This is a genomic window from Sinorhizobium sp. CB7, assembly GCF_041357635.1.
Taxonomy (GTDB): domain Bacteria; phylum Pseudomonadota; class Alphaproteobacteria; order Rhizobiales; family Rhizobiaceae; genus Rhizobium.
In genome coordinates this window covers 191,397-205,834 of sequence record NZ_JAULLL010000003.1, presented here as the reverse complement: position 1 = coordinate 205,834, position 14,438 = coordinate 191,397, and the positions used below count along the sequence as shown (strand labels likewise).

Sequence of the window (14,438 nt, the reverse complement as noted above, 5' to 3'; positions counted from 1 at the left end):
CGGCCGGACCTTTTTGCTGCGCATCGCTTGCCTGCCCCTTTTCTTCTCATCGCAGCGTCGGGATGAACTGCTGCAAGGCAGGAAAGAGGGCGCCGACGAATGTCCTCGGCCATGCAATCATCAGGAGCTGATCGAAAACGACATAGACGAATGCAGCAAGACCGATGGCCATCGGCAGTACCAGCGTCCAACGCTCGCGTCCTTCGAACCGCATATAGGCTATGACGAACCACAAGATCGTGGGCACGATTCCGATCGTCGCCATCGACAGGAAGAAGGAAAGCATCCAACCCAGGAAAACAGCGGCGCGCAATCCGATTTCGCTGTTGGTGAGGTGTCCGTTTTCCCCGACATTGTCCATATAGAGTGGCTGGTCGTCTTCTTCTTCATTAGGCCCCAGTGCCTTCGCGACGGCGCCGCGGCTGAACACCGAGTTGAACAGCGAAAGTCCAACCGCCATCATGGCGGTCAGAGTGACGATTCTCGGGACCAGAAGGGTCGTGTAGGGCCAGCCGACAGTCAACAGCAGGAGGTAACTCAGCACGATCAGCAAAGCCACCGCAAACAGATCGCTAGGCGCAAATTTCGGCTTCGCGAACCGCAGGCCGGATCCTCCGCTGCGGCGGTTGTTCAATATGCTTTGGATCATCGGGCGCAGAATGCCATAGAGCGCGATGCAGAGTATGATCAGCACGATCGGTCGCAGAAGCCAATCGGCGCCATAGAGGCGGATCGAAATGAAAAGCTGGCGCTCGATCGTATCTCCGAGGACAATGCCGAGGATAAGCGGCGCGCGGGGCCAGCGCAGGCGCTTCATCGTCCAGCCGACCACGCCGAAGCAGAGCAGGGAGATCAGGTCGCCCCACTGCCGCGACCCCTCGAAGGCTCCGATGAAAATGATCGAGGCCACCATCGGCAGCACCAGTGTGTAGCGCAGTGTCGCAATTTTGGCGAATTGGCCGCTGAAGGCATAGCAAAGGCCGGCGCCCACGATGTTGGCGAGCGCGATGCTCCAGACCATCGAATAGGTGACGCTGAGATTCTTGGTCAGCATGTCCGGACCTGGGACCAACCCTTGCGACAGAAATGCTCCCAGAATGATCGCCATGCCGGCAGTGCCGGGAATACCGAAGGCAACGGTAGTGATTAAAGAGCCGCCTTCCTTGGCGTTGTTCGAGCTTTCCGAGGCAATGACGCCTCTTACGTCGCCACTGCCAAAGGTTTTTTGACCACCCTTCACGCTGCGCGCGGCATGAGCATAGGCGACCCAGTCGACGACAGAGCCGCCGATGCCCGGGATTGCGCCAAGCGCGGTCCCGATCCAGCTGCAGCGCATGATCAGCCACCAGTGCTCGAAGCAATCTTTTGCGCCTTGCCATATGCCTTTGTTGACGTCGTATTTCTGATCCGGCTGCAATTTCTGGCGGGAGATTGCCATCTCGCATAGTTCCGGCAGGGCGAACAGGCCGAGGGTGATCGGAACAAGCGGGATGCCCTCCCACAGGTAGAGATTTTCGAAAGTCCAGCGATAGGTACCGGTCCTAGGTTCCGAGCCCACCATCGAAATCATGATGCCGATCGATGCAGCGGCAAGCCCCCTCAGCGGAGCGCTGCTCGAAAGTGCGGCGACCATGGACAGGCCGAGAATCGAAATGGCGAGCATTTCAGGCGTGCCTATGAAGAGCATCACCGGCCTAAGAATCGGTACGGCAAGTCCCAGGAGCGCGGCTCCGAAAAGGCCACCCAGCAATGACGACATGTAGGCAGCACTGAGCGCGCGCCCGGCCTCGCCCCGCCGCGCCATGGGCAGGCCGTCAAGGACCGTAGCTGCCGAACTTGCGCCACCGGGAACGCCGAACAGGATCGCTGGGATGGGGTCGCCCGTGGATGTCGTCGCGCTCAGTCCGAGAAGGAAGGCGAAAGCGGTGTAGGGGTCCATCGAGAAGGTGAAGGGCAAGAGCAGTGCGGTACCCGCCAGCCCGCCGATGCCGGGAACAATGCCGAGAATCACACCCAGCAGCGCTGCAAAACAAAGGATGGCAAGCCGCATCGGGTCGAGGATGATGAGCAGCGCATCGCCGGCGGCGTTGAGCATGCCCATGGCTGTTGAGGCGTCCATAGGGCGTCCTTGGCGTGAGAAAGATGTCAGCGGCGTGTGGGCAGGACGCGATCAGCGGATCGCGCCCTGTCTCGCATTATTGCGGTTTGAGGAGAGTCTTGACCGCCTCTATGGTCTCATCCGGCGTTGCGTAAAGCGTTTTCACGATTTCCTCGGTCTGTTTGCCGTCCACCAGTTCGACCGTGGCGTTCTGCTTGACGAGTTCATCCTTGAACTCCGCATCATTGGCGGCGTCCTCGAAGGCCTTGCGCAATGCCGCCAGCCGGTCTTCAGGGACCTCCGGCGGAGCCGCAAACGGGCGGCCGGTCTGCAGCGGTAGGAACATGAATTCAAACAGCGCCTTAACCTTGGGATCCTTGGCGTAGTTCAGGATCAGCGGCACGTTCGGGATCGCCGGATTGGCTTCCATGCCCATCTGGGCGATCACATTGATCTTTCCTTCCTTGAGCCAGCTTGCGTCATTGCCGCCCATCAGGCTGGTTACCGTCAGGAAACGCCCCTGCACTTCGCCGCGCTCCATCGCAAGGGCGATTTCGTCATTGCCCTTGTAACCCGCGACGATATCCATCTTGCCGCCAAGGTATTCGTTGATGATCGCCGGGAAGGTCCGGTTCTCGTTGTTGAACGAGGTAGAGCCAACGGTCAGCGGCTGCGTGAAGAGATCGTCGATCTTCTTGACTGGTGCATTCTGCCAGGTCGCCAGCGCATAGGTTTCCTTGTTCAGGCTGCCGAGCCAACCCACCTTGCGCGGATCGAAGGCGATCTTGTCGTCTGAGACGAGTGGCAGGTAAAGGTTGTTGCGCTGGAGCATCGCCACGACCGTGCCATCACGAGCTTCGGAATTCTGCAGCTGGGCAGCGGCCGTGAGTCCGCCGGCGCCGGGCAGGTTGTTGATCACGACGTTCGGCTTTCCGGGAAGATACTTCGAGAAGTATTTGATGAAGGCGCGTGCATAGAGGTCGGCGCCGCCGCCCGGAGCGGCGCTGACGATGAGCGTCACCGTCTTGCCCTTGTAGAACTCCTCCGGAGTCTGAGCGTGGGTGACCTGTGCGGTTGTCGTAGTGAGGACCAGCGCCAGGGTGGCCTTGATCACATTGCGTCGAGTCGTCATGCATTTACCTCCCATTTTTATAACGACTGAATGAGACGGGCGACGGCCGTCTAGTGTTTCGGCGAAACGGACAGCATGCCCATGACCGCAGCAACGGACGCCGCGTTTCGCAGGTCGAGCAGACCATCGATCAGCTGCTGCTGAGCCGCACGGTCCATGAAGTCGCCGGTAATGTCCTGGAATTTCTCCACGACCGGTGCCTCGTTGAGGCCGCGATCGGGGAAGGAATGCCCCGGCGGATAGAGGCACTCGGTTTCGATCGTCTCGCCGCCGGCCATCCGAATCTTGAGATTGCACGGCATAGCCGTCGGAGCCCGGGCGGACAGTTCCTCGGAGACCGCCAATCTCACCTTGGCCGTCAGCGCTTTCGTCACCGGTTCGTCCCAGCGCTGGTTGTCGAATTGCTTCTTGGTCAGCGTCCCATCGATCAGCACGACCGCCGGAAGGAAAGTGAAACTGTGATCCGCGGTTTCGCGTGTCGACGGTGTCAGCCGGTGCACTTCCGCCTGTTGTTTGCGGATGATCGGCAGGTCCGCCATGGTAACGTCGATCGCCTCGATCTGATCGATCCGGCCCTTCACCTTCTCATGGGCCTGAAGTGCGGCGACGATTTCCGACTGCGCGGTACCAATGCAGGCATAGGTCTTTACGTGAGAGTCCATGATGTAGAGCGTGTTGTCGATCGGCGCCCACAGGTCCTCAATTCCGAGTGCCGGATCGAAGACGGTCGTCAGCCCCCATTTATGGTCGAGGATCTGCTTCGGCCCCGTCATCCCCTTGGATGCGAGGAGTGCTGCCTGCACGCCCTGTTGCGCCGTGAAGGCGCTCACCATGTTCTTGGCGCCGGAGAGCTCGCCATAGCGCACAATCGAGGGGGTGGCGCAGCGCGCCGCCGCAAGCGCCAGCGCATTCGTCTGTTTTTCGACATCCAGCTTGAGAAGCCTGCCGGCCATTGCCGCGGCCACTAGGCCGAGCGCACTGGTCCCGTCCCAGACCGAGGAATAGGGCATCAGGTTGCGCATCCGGCGGAACAGCTCATAGCCCATGACGATCGCCGTCAGGACGTCGCGCCCTGGGGAACCCATCATTTCGCCGACGGCAAGTGCGGAGGCCAGCGTATCGCTGCAATGCCCGCCGACGTGAAGCTTGCCCTCCTTCATGATGAACTGCACGTCATTGAAATCGAGCGATCGCACAAGGGCGCAGTTGAGCAGCGTCGCATTCAGAACCGAGGTGCGGAAACCGTGGCCGATTGCGGCGCATTGCGGATTTCCGCCGAGTTCCTGCACGAGTTCGGCGACACGGCGCGGCGAACCCGCATCATGGCTGGCAAAAGCGCACCCGATGGAATCGAGCGTCAGCAGCTCGGCCTGCCGAAGCGCGAGATCGGAGATGTAAGCCGGATCGGTGTAAAGGGTCCATTGCGCCAGCGACACGATCGACGAGGCTTTGTGTTGAGGGATGTGGTCATTCATTGAAATCGGGATCCTCCATCGGAGCGCATCGCGCACTCTCTCGTTTCGACTGAAATTGATGCCGGACATGAGCGATTAGTGGCTCATATGCGCGCGCATGACGGGTGTCGTGACATTATCGGCAATGTGGATGTCCCACAGCTCGGCGCCTGGGCCTGCGTTCAGGAATTCCTCGAATGCCGGACCAAACTGATCGACGCCGTTGATCATCCTGCCGCGCAGGCCAAAGCCGCGCGCGACAGCAGCCAGGTCGCCACGGCCGAAAGTGGCGCCTTCTGCGCTGATGCCGTCTGAATGCATCTTATGGATTTCGGAACCGTAGGCGCCGTCGTTCAGCACGCAGATCAAAAGCTTCAGCCCGTGCCTGCGGACGGTTTCGAGTTCCTGGGCATGCATCAGCAAGCTTCCGTCGCCGTCGAGCAGCACGATCGTGCGCTCCGGCTTGCCGGCGGCCGCGCCCATCGCATAGGAAAGGCCGTTGCCGATCGCGCCGAATTCGCGGATGACGTTGAAGTTCTCGGGCTTGCGCCCACGAAGCTGGGCCGTGAAATATGCGCAGTGTCCGGAGCTGTTGATGACCTCCCAATCCTTCGGGACAACCCTGTCGATCGCTGCGACGGCTTCGCGCGGGTCGATAACACCCGGCTGCGGTGGAAAGCTGGTGTCGTCCGCCGGCGCCTGCGCAATCTCCTCGGCCAGCGCGTCGCTGCGCCAGCTTCGCTCTGGCTGGTCTTTTGACAGCCTCTCGAGAATAGCCCTGACGCCCTCGCGAGCATCGGCGCGGACGTAAATGTCGGCTGCCTTGCGGCCATGCTTGAGGCCGAGCGGCTGGGTATCGATCTGGATCGTCCTGGCGCAGCGATAGAGTTTTCCGCCGTCGGCTGTGAAGTGCGCCAGGCTTGCACCAACGGCGATGAGAAGGTCTGCTTCCTGCATCAGCCGACGGCCGGTGGCACGGGCATAGCCGCCCGAAATCCCGATGCCGAAAGGATGATGGTCGAACATGCCTCGCGCGGGCAATGTCGTCGCCAGCATGCCGCCGCAGGCATCGGCCAATGCTTCGCAATCTGCCTGTGCTTGCGAATGGAGGGCACCTAGTCCGGCGACCAGAACGATCTTTTTCGACTGTTCGATCGCCTCGACGGCCCGATCCACGTCCGCACGGTTTGCGGACATTCGCCCGTAGTGGGGAATGACGGACGAGGAGGGCTCATAGCTGTAAGGCTTGGGCAGCATCTGCTTCTGAAGGTCAAGCGGGACACCGAGCACGACCGGCATACGCTCGGTCCGGGCCAGGAAGAATGCTTCCCGCACGTAATCGGTCATCCGCTGGAGGCTGTGCGCTGTGATGTAATGGGCACCGGTGGCGACGACGAGCGGTCGCTGGTCGACATGCTGATTGTAAAAGCCGGCGTGCATGGGGCTTTCACCGGCGAAAACGACCAGAGGTATGCGGGCCTGAGCGGCGGTCGTGAGAGCCGTCATGATTTGGGTGAGGCCGGGGCCACAGGTAACCGACGCAACCCCGACCTTTCGTGTGGCGCGGGCATACATGGTCGCCATGGCGCAGGCGGCATGCTCATGCCTGGCATAAATGCCGCGCACGCCGAGTTCGGTCAGGCTTGCGGCCCAATGCATGTTGCCGTCGCCGAGCAGTGTGAAGAGCACCTCCGTTCCCTCTGCATGAAACGCGGCCGCCAGGGCCCGATAGGCCAACGGATTTGAGCTGATGGTAGAGATCGAGTTCATTTCGCAATGCTTTCCACTTTGGTGTGCTTTCGCTTCGGGATGAAAGGAATGCAGAAGACGAAGACGCTGGCGAGCAGCAGAGTGATCGCAATCGGGCTTCCGACCAGGATGCCGATGTCGCCGCCGGAGATGGTGAGAGCTTGACGGAACGACTTCTCGAGCAGTCCGCCGAGGACAATCGAAAGCACGAGCGGCGGAATGGGAATGGACAGCTTGCGCATCAGGTAACCCAGAACCCCGAAGCTCAACGCAAGGAACAGTTCCACGACGCTTTCGTTCAGCGAGTAGACACCGATGCTGGCGACGACGAGGATGAGCGGGAGCATGATGCCGGCCGGTACGTAAAGGATCCGGACGAAGAGCATGATCAGCGGAAGGTTCAGGATGAACAGGATGACGTTGCCGATATACATGCTGTCGATCAGGCCCCAGACGAGTTGAGGCTCGTTGACCAGCAGTTGCGGACCGGGCTGGACGCCATAGATCATGAACGCGCCGAGCAGGATGGCGGTCGAGGCCGAGCCCGGCAAGCCGAGCGCCAGCAGCGGCACGAAGGCGCCGGTTGCGGCGGCATTGTTGGCTGATTCCGGGCCCGCGACCCCTTCGATCATGCCGGTACCGAACTTTTCCGGCTCTTTCGACAGGCTGCGTTCAAGACTGTAGGACAGAATGGTGGCAATCGTCGCTCCGCCGCCGGGCAGGATACCTTTGAAGAAGCCGATGAAGCTGCCGCGCAGGATCGGCATGCGCGCACGCCGCCACTCCTCCCGGTTAAGCCAGAGCGTTCCCTTGATGCCGATAAACTCGCTCTTGCCCTTGAACAACTGCTCGAGCGTCACGAACACCTCCGAGATGGCGAAAAGGCCGACGGCGGCAACAATGAAGCCGATACCGTCCTGCAATTCCGGGATATCGCCGGTAAAGCGCGATGTGCCGCTCTGCAGATCGATCCCGACGGTCGCAATCATCAGGCCGATCATCACCGCGAATGCGGCCTTCGGCAGGGACGAACCGGTGAGAGACGTAACCGAAGCCATCGAGAAGAGCAGGAGCGCGAAATATTCCGCAGGACCGATCGTCAGCGCCAGGCGCGACAACGGCACGGCGAGCACGCTGAGCAGGATGACGCCGATCGTGCCGGCGATGAAGGATCCAATCGCCGCCACGGCAAGCGCAGCACCGGCGCGGCCTGATCGCGCCATTTGGAAGCCGTCGAGCGTGGTCATGACCGAGGATGCCTCGCCGGGCGTATTGATCAGGATCGACGTGGTCGATCCGCCGTATTGCGCACCATAGTAGAGGCCCGCCAGCATGATGATCGCAGAAGCCGGCTCCATGCCGAAGGTCGCGGGTATCAGAAGGGCCATGCCTGCTGCCGGCCCGAGCCCTGGCAGTACGCCGACGATCGTTCCCATGACGCAGCCAAGAAAGGCGTACCACAGGTTTATGGGCTCAAGCGCGACCGCAAAACCGCCGATGAAGTGAAAAAACTGTTCCATGCGACCTATCCGAAATCAAGGATGCCCTCCGGCAGCCGGGCGCCGAAAAGCGTGTCGAGAAGAAGATAGGCGGCCGCCGGAAACAGCAGGGCGACGATAAGGTTCACCTTCCATTGGCTCCGGTTGCTGTAGGTCAGAAACGCGAGCAAAAACAAGATCGAAGCGATAAGGAAGCCGAGATAGTCGAAGACCATGTAATAGACGGTCAGCATTCCGAGGGCAGCCAGGGCAACACCGCTGACGCCGTCTTCTTCCCCGGCAGCTATGGACCGGCGGTTACCGTCCCGTCTTTTCAGCGCAGCATACTCGATGAGGAGCGCGACCGAGGCGATGCAAAGGCCGGCTGCGAGGATATATGGAAACATGCGTGGGCCAACCGGGTCACTGAAAGCCGGGATCGGAAGCCGGCTGGCGGCGGTGCCATAGACGACGGCCAGCACGAAACCGAAGGCAGCCATGAAGAGACGCGATTTGTCGACCAGCTTGGACATTTCCGACTCCAGTCTTTGTTTTGTTCGAATTGGACGCCAGGAAGACCGGCGCTAGTTCGACTTGCCTGCGCCGACCAGGGTCAGGTACTGCCGGAACTGAGCATCCATGTCCGCGAGGAATTTCGCGCTGTCGGCGGCGTTCAGGTAGCGGGCCTCGAAGATCTCTTCCTGTGCGCTCTTCTTGTATTCCTCGGATTTCAGAAAGCCCTCGAACGCCTTCTGCCAGAAGTCGATCTCCGCAGCCGTCAGGCCGGGAGGGCCGATGATGCCGCGCCAGGCAGAGACGGAAACGTCATATCCGAGCTCTTTCCAGGTCGGGACATCCGCCAGCGGTGCGCTGGCGCGGTGTTCGCCGGCAACAGCGATGAAGCGAAGCTGCTTGGTCTCGATGAACTGCATCATCGAACCGGGCGGTGTCACGACGACATCGACGTGACCGCCGAGAACGGAGGTGATGCCCTCGCTGCCGGACTCAAAGCTGACCGCCTTGAGGGCTTTGATGTCGGCGCCGACGGCTTTGGCGAGTAGCACCGCGGCCATGTGGTTTGCAGTTCCCAGTCCGCTTGAGACGGAGAAGCTGACGGAGGACGGGTCGGCCTTCAGGCGCTGGGCGAGGTCCGCGCCATCCTTGATCGGCGAATCATACCTCACGGCGAACATCATCGGCTCTTCGTAGAGGATCGAGATGGGCGTGAAGTCGGTGTATTTGAGTGCAGAGCGGCCGAGCAGATTGTTCGAAATCAGCAAGGTGTTGACCGCCATCAGCCGCGAAGGGTCCTTGGCGTGGCTCTTGATGTAAGCCAGTGCAACAGCGTGACCGCCGCCGGGTTTCGGCAGGACGATGCTGTCGGAAGGAATAAGGTTTTCCGATTTCATATAGGCATCAGTCAGGCGTGCGAGACGATCCATTGCTCCGCCGGGCGCATTGCCGATCACCATTTCCAGCGGCTTGTCGAGCTGGAAGTCGGCCGCCAGGCCAGCCGCACCGGAAATCGCCAGGCCAACGATCGCAATGGCGCTGAATGCCAGTTTCCGGATTCGTCTTTCCCAAGGCATCTGCATGTTTCTCCTCCCCGAGATTGCAGTTCTGACAGGCATGGCTCCCATCCAGGCCGGTGGTCCTACAGAACGCTCGCGGCCGCTTCATTGCAAATTGAAACTGCGTGGCACGATATAAGATTATCCTAAAGTCAGCTTTTTTCTTTCGTTGCAGCAGAGTCGATTTTGGGTGAGACGCGCGAAAGCAGAAAACCAATTTGGGGTGGATTCCGGCATCAAAATGCTATTTTTCTAGACGCTGGGAAAGGAGGAGGCGCTGTCGGCAATGCGGATTTGAGCGGAAGTCCGTAGCACCAGACGCCATTGATACTAACTAATGAGCGAATTTCAGGAAGACGAAAGCAGCGAATCTTCGAGGTTCGCTGTGCCCAACATACGACATCTGCGAGCCATTGATGCCGTTGCCCGAAATGCCAGCGTCAGCCGTGCCTCGACGGAGATCAACCTGTCGCAGCCGGCCGTCACCCAGGCAATCGCGAAAATGGAGTTGAGCGTAGGCCGCCCGCTGTTTGATCGCCGACAGAACGGATCCTATCCGACGGCTGCCGGCGAGGTATTCCTACATCGCATCAGGCGCTTCCTAGACCAGGTCGACCGCGCTTTGTGGGATGTGAAGGCCAACGAAGGGTCCCAGCCCTTGTCCTGGCATATCACCAGTGCACAGATCCGCTGTCTTCTTGCGATCGCGAAAAGCACGTCCTTCTCCCAGGCTGCGCGCTCGGTTGGCATTTCAACAGCGTCTCTCCACCGGGCGGCGCGCGAGATCGAGGCAACGTTGCAACGTCCACTCTATCAGGCGACTAAATATGGCCTTGTGCTCTCCCCTGTCGGCCTCGAGTTCGCCAGAAAAATCGGCCTTGCCATCGGTGAGATAAAAGCCATCGAAGATGACATCCGATATCTGGACGGTGTTGAAAGCGGCAGGATCGCGATCGGCACTTTGCCGATGTCCGGCGCCTATCTGATCGGGGCAGCAATCGCCGACTTGACCAACCAGTTTCCGGAAGCGCGGGTGTCGGTCACGAACTCGCCTTACAACATTCTACTCAATAGTCTTCGAACGGGCGCCATCGATGTCATTTTTGGCGTGCTGCGCAAGCCTGAATGGGCGGTCGACATTGAGGAAGAGCCTCTTTTTTCCGACCCCTATTGCATCATCGCTCGCGCCGCCCATCCGCTCGCAGCGTGTCCGACCATCTCGATTGCGGACCTGACACATTACGACTGGATCGTCCCGGGAGAAGGGTCCCCGCGTCGGCGCCAGTATGAAGCGCTTTTTGACCATGCGGACAAGCGGCCGCGTGTCGGCATCGAGACGAGTTCGCTCTCGACGATCCGGTCAATCATCACCTGCAGCGACCGACTGACGCTGGTTAACCGGCACGAGGTTGAAACGGAAGAGAGATTGAAGCTTCTTTCGGTCTTGAACTGGACGCCCAACCTGCCGCCAATGCAAAAGGGTATTACAACCCGATCGGACTGGCTGCCCACGCCCATTCAGTCGCGCTTCCTCAATCTCTTGAGAAGCCATGCCAAAAGGGCCCGGTAAAGGCCGTATTGCTAGCGATCGGTTCCGAAGGCCTGGCGCTCTTCGGCATAACGCACGAGCGCCAGAAACCGGTAGATGCCATGCATGAACTTGCCATAGGGCATGCTCAGGAGCAGGCTGAATACCACTCCGAGGTGGATCGCCAGCAGCAAACCCATTGCCGGCGTAGCTCTGAGGACAAGGAGCAGCAGGCCCGTCAAACCCGCTAAAAACAGCATGACAATGAAAGCTACATCCATGCCAAATCGCGGTTTGTCGACAAGAAGCGGATCCCGCTGCCATTTTGCCTTGAGCAGGCCGACCGGCCCGATCACCAGGCCGAAGCCGCCGATCGTGCCAAGCACGACTGGCAGGTCGTACCAGGGATAGGGCGCTTCCATGCCGAGGAGATAGTGATACAGCGTCGCCGTCGATGTAGCAGCAAAGCAGAGCAGGAAGCCGTAGAAGGTCACGTGGTGATAAAGCCGCCGATGGTCCGTTGGCGCATCATCGGAATTCATGCAACCCACTCCGCCTCCGTCGAGATAGCGAAGCGTGCCGGCATCGCATATTGCCCGCCAGATTGAAGTCGGCCGTGTGACGGATTCGATGGGCCTTCCGATATCATTCCAGAAACCGCGGATGCCCATTGCTGCGGCAACGATTGCATAGAGGGAAACCGCCATGAAAAGACCGGCCATCGCGTTGTGCGGCATGAGTCTGTAGAAGGCGCCTGAACCCTGATGAGATCCAAACAGGGTGGCCGGATCATTCCATGCTGCAAAGCCGCCGATGAAAAGGGCGACGCTCAAGGCGGATATCAACGCGATGGAAAGTCCGTTGCGTTCAAAGAGCACCGAGAAAGATCTCGGCCAGGCATAGGCCTGATAGGTATCGCCGCGAACTGCTGCGAGTGTGCGAGGAACATTGACGTTGAATTCGTGGGGAGGGGCAAACTGGCAATCGGCCAGGCAGGCGCCGCACCCGTGACACAGATTGGCAAGGTAGTTCAGATCGCCATCCGAAAAGGCACGGCGCATCTCCATTGCGGGAAAAACGGCGCACAATCCTTCGCAGTAGCGGCAGGAATTGCACACCGTCATAAGCCTGTCTGCCTCTTCGAGCATTGCGCTGGCGTGAGCAAGATCGATTGTTGTCGCGTGAATATTCATGCGCCCTCCAGGACTGCCGATTCGTGCATGACGTGTGCCGAGCTCGTCCGTGCAGCAGCGGCTGCTGCCCGTCCGGCGATGCGGCCAAAGACGCTTCCAATCGTCATGCCGATTCCCGCCGCATAGCCTTGGCCAAGCACGTTTCCGGCCATGATCTCGCCGGCCGCGAACATGTTCGGGGCCGAAGTGCCGTCGGCCATCACCATGCGCGCCTTTTCGTCGACCTGGACGCCGAGATAGGTGAACGTGATGCCGGGGCGGACGGGATAGGCGTAGAACGGCGCCTTCTCGATCCGGCGTGCCCAATGGCTCTTTGGCGGATCGATGCCCTCCGTCCGGCAATTGTCCAGGATCGTGTGATCAAATTGACCAGGGCGCACGGCGGCGTTGAAGGACGATACCGTTTCTGAAAGCGCAGACGGATTCAGATCCAGTTTCTCGGCAAGACCAGAGACGGTATCGGCTCTGATTGCTGGAAATAGCGACGGCATGAACAACTCGAGCGAATTCGCATCGAAGATGATGTAGGCGATTTGTCCCGGCTGAGCGGCCACCAGCCGGCCCCAGATTGCGTAGCGCTTCGGCCAGACATCCTCGCCTTCGTCGTAGAAGCGCTGACAGTGGCTATTCACGACAATCCCGAAGACGACGCAATCGAGCCGGGTTATGATGCCGCCGTCGAATTTGGGGGCACGGGCATCGATCGCGACCGCATGGCATTGCGTCGGATCACCGATCTGCCTCACTCCCTGCTTGACCAGCATCCTCGTCACGGTGCCACGGTTGTACGGCGTGCCGCGGATCAGGAAATTGTCGGCGATCTCGCCCCATCCTTCCTTCAACCATTCGAAATTCGACTCGAACCCGCCGCAGGCCGCAACCAGTGCCTTGGCTCGGACCGCATGTTCGCCCCCTTCGTGCATGACCGAGGCTGAGGTGAAATGACCGTTGTCCGTTTCGAGACCGACGACTTCGGCGTCATAGGCGATCTCCACGCCGAGTTCCTCGGCGGTACGATAGAGCGCGTTGAGCATCGCCCGACCGCCGCCGAGGAAAAACGAGTTGGTGCGGCCGAGGCTCAATGTGCCGCCCAGGGACGGCTGAAATCTCACGCCCTGCTCGACGATCCAGTCCAACATCCCCTTTGATTCCCGGATCATCATTCGCGAGAGGCGTTCATCGGTGTTGCCGCCGGTCACACGCAGCAGGTCCTCGAAAAATTCTTCTTCGGAGTAGGGGCCCGAGAGCGTCTCAGTCGCGGTGTCATGTGCGCAGCGCATATTGCGGGTGTGCCGTGTATTGCCGCCGCGATAGAACTTCGGCGCCGCCTCAACGATGAAGACGCTTGCGCCGTCGCGGGCAGCGCCGATTGCCGCGCAAAGAGCGGCGTTCCCGCCACCGATGACGAGCACATCGTATTCCCTCGATGAGTCAATCATTGTTGAATCCGTTTGCATACAATTGCATGCAGATGGATAAGACACATATCGATTGATGTCAAACCGCTCGTTTTCAAGATACCAGGTCTGGGAAGCCGCAAATGTGCCCGATTGTGGGCGACAGTCGGCTCTATGGCTGGATTTCAGAAATTATGAGGCGGACTTTCAGCGCCTCACGGATGTGCTCCACTGCTTTCGCCTGAGCCTCCGCTACATTCCGTTTGCGTATGGCTTGAAGCAAAAGCTCATGCTCGCGGGCCGCAATTTCAGTGCGCCCCGGATGGATGAAAGTCGTATCGGACAGAAGCGCAATCGTCTCATGCAGATCTTCGACCGCCTGTCGCAGATAACGGTTACGAGCGGCGTCATAGAGCCGCGCGTGGAATTCACGATTGAGCTGTGCGGCCGCACGAGGATCGTCTCCGGTGCCGGCAAATGCGGAGTTGATACGCTCGAGATTTGCGATCTCGGCGTCCGTCGCATGGTGGGCGGCATAGCGAGCGACGATACCCTCCATCTCCTCGCGCATCGCGTAGAGTTCGAAGATTTGAGGTGTGGACAAAATGGCGACTGCCAATCCCCGACCCGGCGCTGCTTCCAGTAGGCCTTTTTCCTGCAGCCGTCCAAGCGCCTCTCTGACAGGTGTCCGGCTGACGCCCAGGCGCGCCGCAACCTCCTCCTCCCGTAGTGCAGCACCCGGGCGGTATACGCCATCACGGATAGCCGCAAGGATAGCCTGGTACGTGTTCCGACCGCGGGACGTGGATTGGTTTTCAGCACTGGGTGCCATTGATCT

General features: G+C 59.9%; 11 protein-coding genes. 1 reads left to right on the top strand and 10 read right to left on the bottom strand.

Translation table 11 applies throughout. The annotated features are described in order from the left end of the window. Window positions 1-46: 46 nt before the first annotated feature. From AAE029_RS08060 to AAE029_RS08030, 7 genes are all read right to left on the bottom strand, one after another. Entirely contained in the window at window positions 47-2,119 is a 2,073-nt protein-coding gene (locus AAE029_RS08060) for a tripartite tricarboxylate transporter permease (RefSeq protein ID WP_371072307.1), read from the bottom strand. A gap of 76 nt (window positions 2,120-2,195) precedes the next feature. Continuing rightward, window positions 2,196-3,230, bottom strand: a complete 1,035-nt coding sequence (locus AAE029_RS08055) for a Bug family tripartite tricarboxylate transporter substrate binding protein (RefSeq protein ID WP_371072306.1) — start codon at window positions 3,228-3,230, stop codon at window positions 2,196-2,198. Between the two features lie 50 nt (window positions 3,231-3,280). Then, a complete protein-coding gene (locus AAE029_RS08050) occupies window positions 3,281-4,705 on the bottom strand; it encodes an MmgE/PrpD family protein (RefSeq protein WP_371072305.1) in 1,425 nt (474 codons plus the stop codon). Between the two features lie 75 nt (window positions 4,706-4,780). Further along, window positions 4,781-6,454, bottom strand: a complete 1,674-nt coding sequence (locus tag AAE029_RS08045; protein ID WP_371072304.1) for a thiamine pyrophosphate-binding protein — start codon at window positions 6,452-6,454, stop codon at window positions 4,781-4,783. Further along, window positions 6,451-7,953 (bottom strand): tripartite tricarboxylate transporter permease, encoded by a 1,503-nt coding sequence (locus AAE029_RS08040; protein ID WP_371072303.1) that lies wholly within the window; start codon window positions 7,951-7,953, stop codon window positions 6,451-6,453. Before AAE029_RS08040 ends, AAE029_RS08045 begins: the two co-directional genes overlap by 4 nt. A gap of 5 nt (window positions 7,954-7,958) precedes the next feature. Then, window positions 7,959-8,444 carry a tripartite tricarboxylate transporter TctB family protein gene (locus AAE029_RS08035; RefSeq protein WP_371072302.1) on the bottom strand — a complete coding sequence of 162 codons (486 nt, stop codon included), beginning with the start codon at window positions 8,442-8,444 and terminating at the stop codon, window positions 7,959-7,961. Between the two features lie 51 nt (window positions 8,445-8,495). Next, window positions 8,496-9,506, bottom strand: a complete 1,011-nt coding sequence (locus AAE029_RS08030; RefSeq protein WP_371072301.1) for a tripartite tricarboxylate transporter substrate binding protein — start codon at window positions 9,504-9,506, stop codon at window positions 8,496-8,498. Window positions 9,507-9,867: 361 nt separating this feature from the next. Between AAE029_RS08030 and AAE029_RS08025 the strand changes: the two genes are divergently transcribed. Beyond that, window positions 9,868-11,052, top strand: coding sequence for a LysR family transcriptional regulator (locus AAE029_RS08025; protein WP_371072300.1), 1,185 nt, complete (start codon window positions 9,868-9,870; stop codon window positions 11,050-11,052). Window positions 11,053-11,063: 11 nt separating this feature from the next. On the opposite strand, the gene tcuB is transcribed toward AAE029_RS08025, so the two are convergent. From tcuB to AAE029_RS08010, 3 genes are all read right to left on the bottom strand, one after another. Then, window positions 11,064-12,203, bottom strand: a complete 1,140-nt coding sequence (tcuB, locus tag AAE029_RS08020) for a tricarballylate utilization 4Fe-4S protein TcuB (RefSeq protein WP_371072299.1) — start codon at window positions 12,201-12,203, stop codon at window positions 11,064-11,066. Next, window positions 12,200-13,660 (bottom strand): FAD-dependent tricarballylate dehydrogenase TcuA, encoded by a 1,461-nt coding sequence (tcuA, locus tag AAE029_RS08015; protein WP_371072298.1) that lies wholly within the window; start codon window positions 13,658-13,660, stop codon window positions 12,200-12,202. Before tcuA ends, tcuB begins: the two co-directional genes overlap by 4 nt. A 112-nt stretch (window positions 13,661-13,772) precedes the next feature. After that, entirely contained in the window at window positions 13,773-14,432 is a 660-nt protein-coding gene (locus AAE029_RS08010) for a GntR family transcriptional regulator (protein ID WP_371072297.1), read from the bottom strand. Window positions 14,433-14,438: the final 6 nt, after the last annotated feature.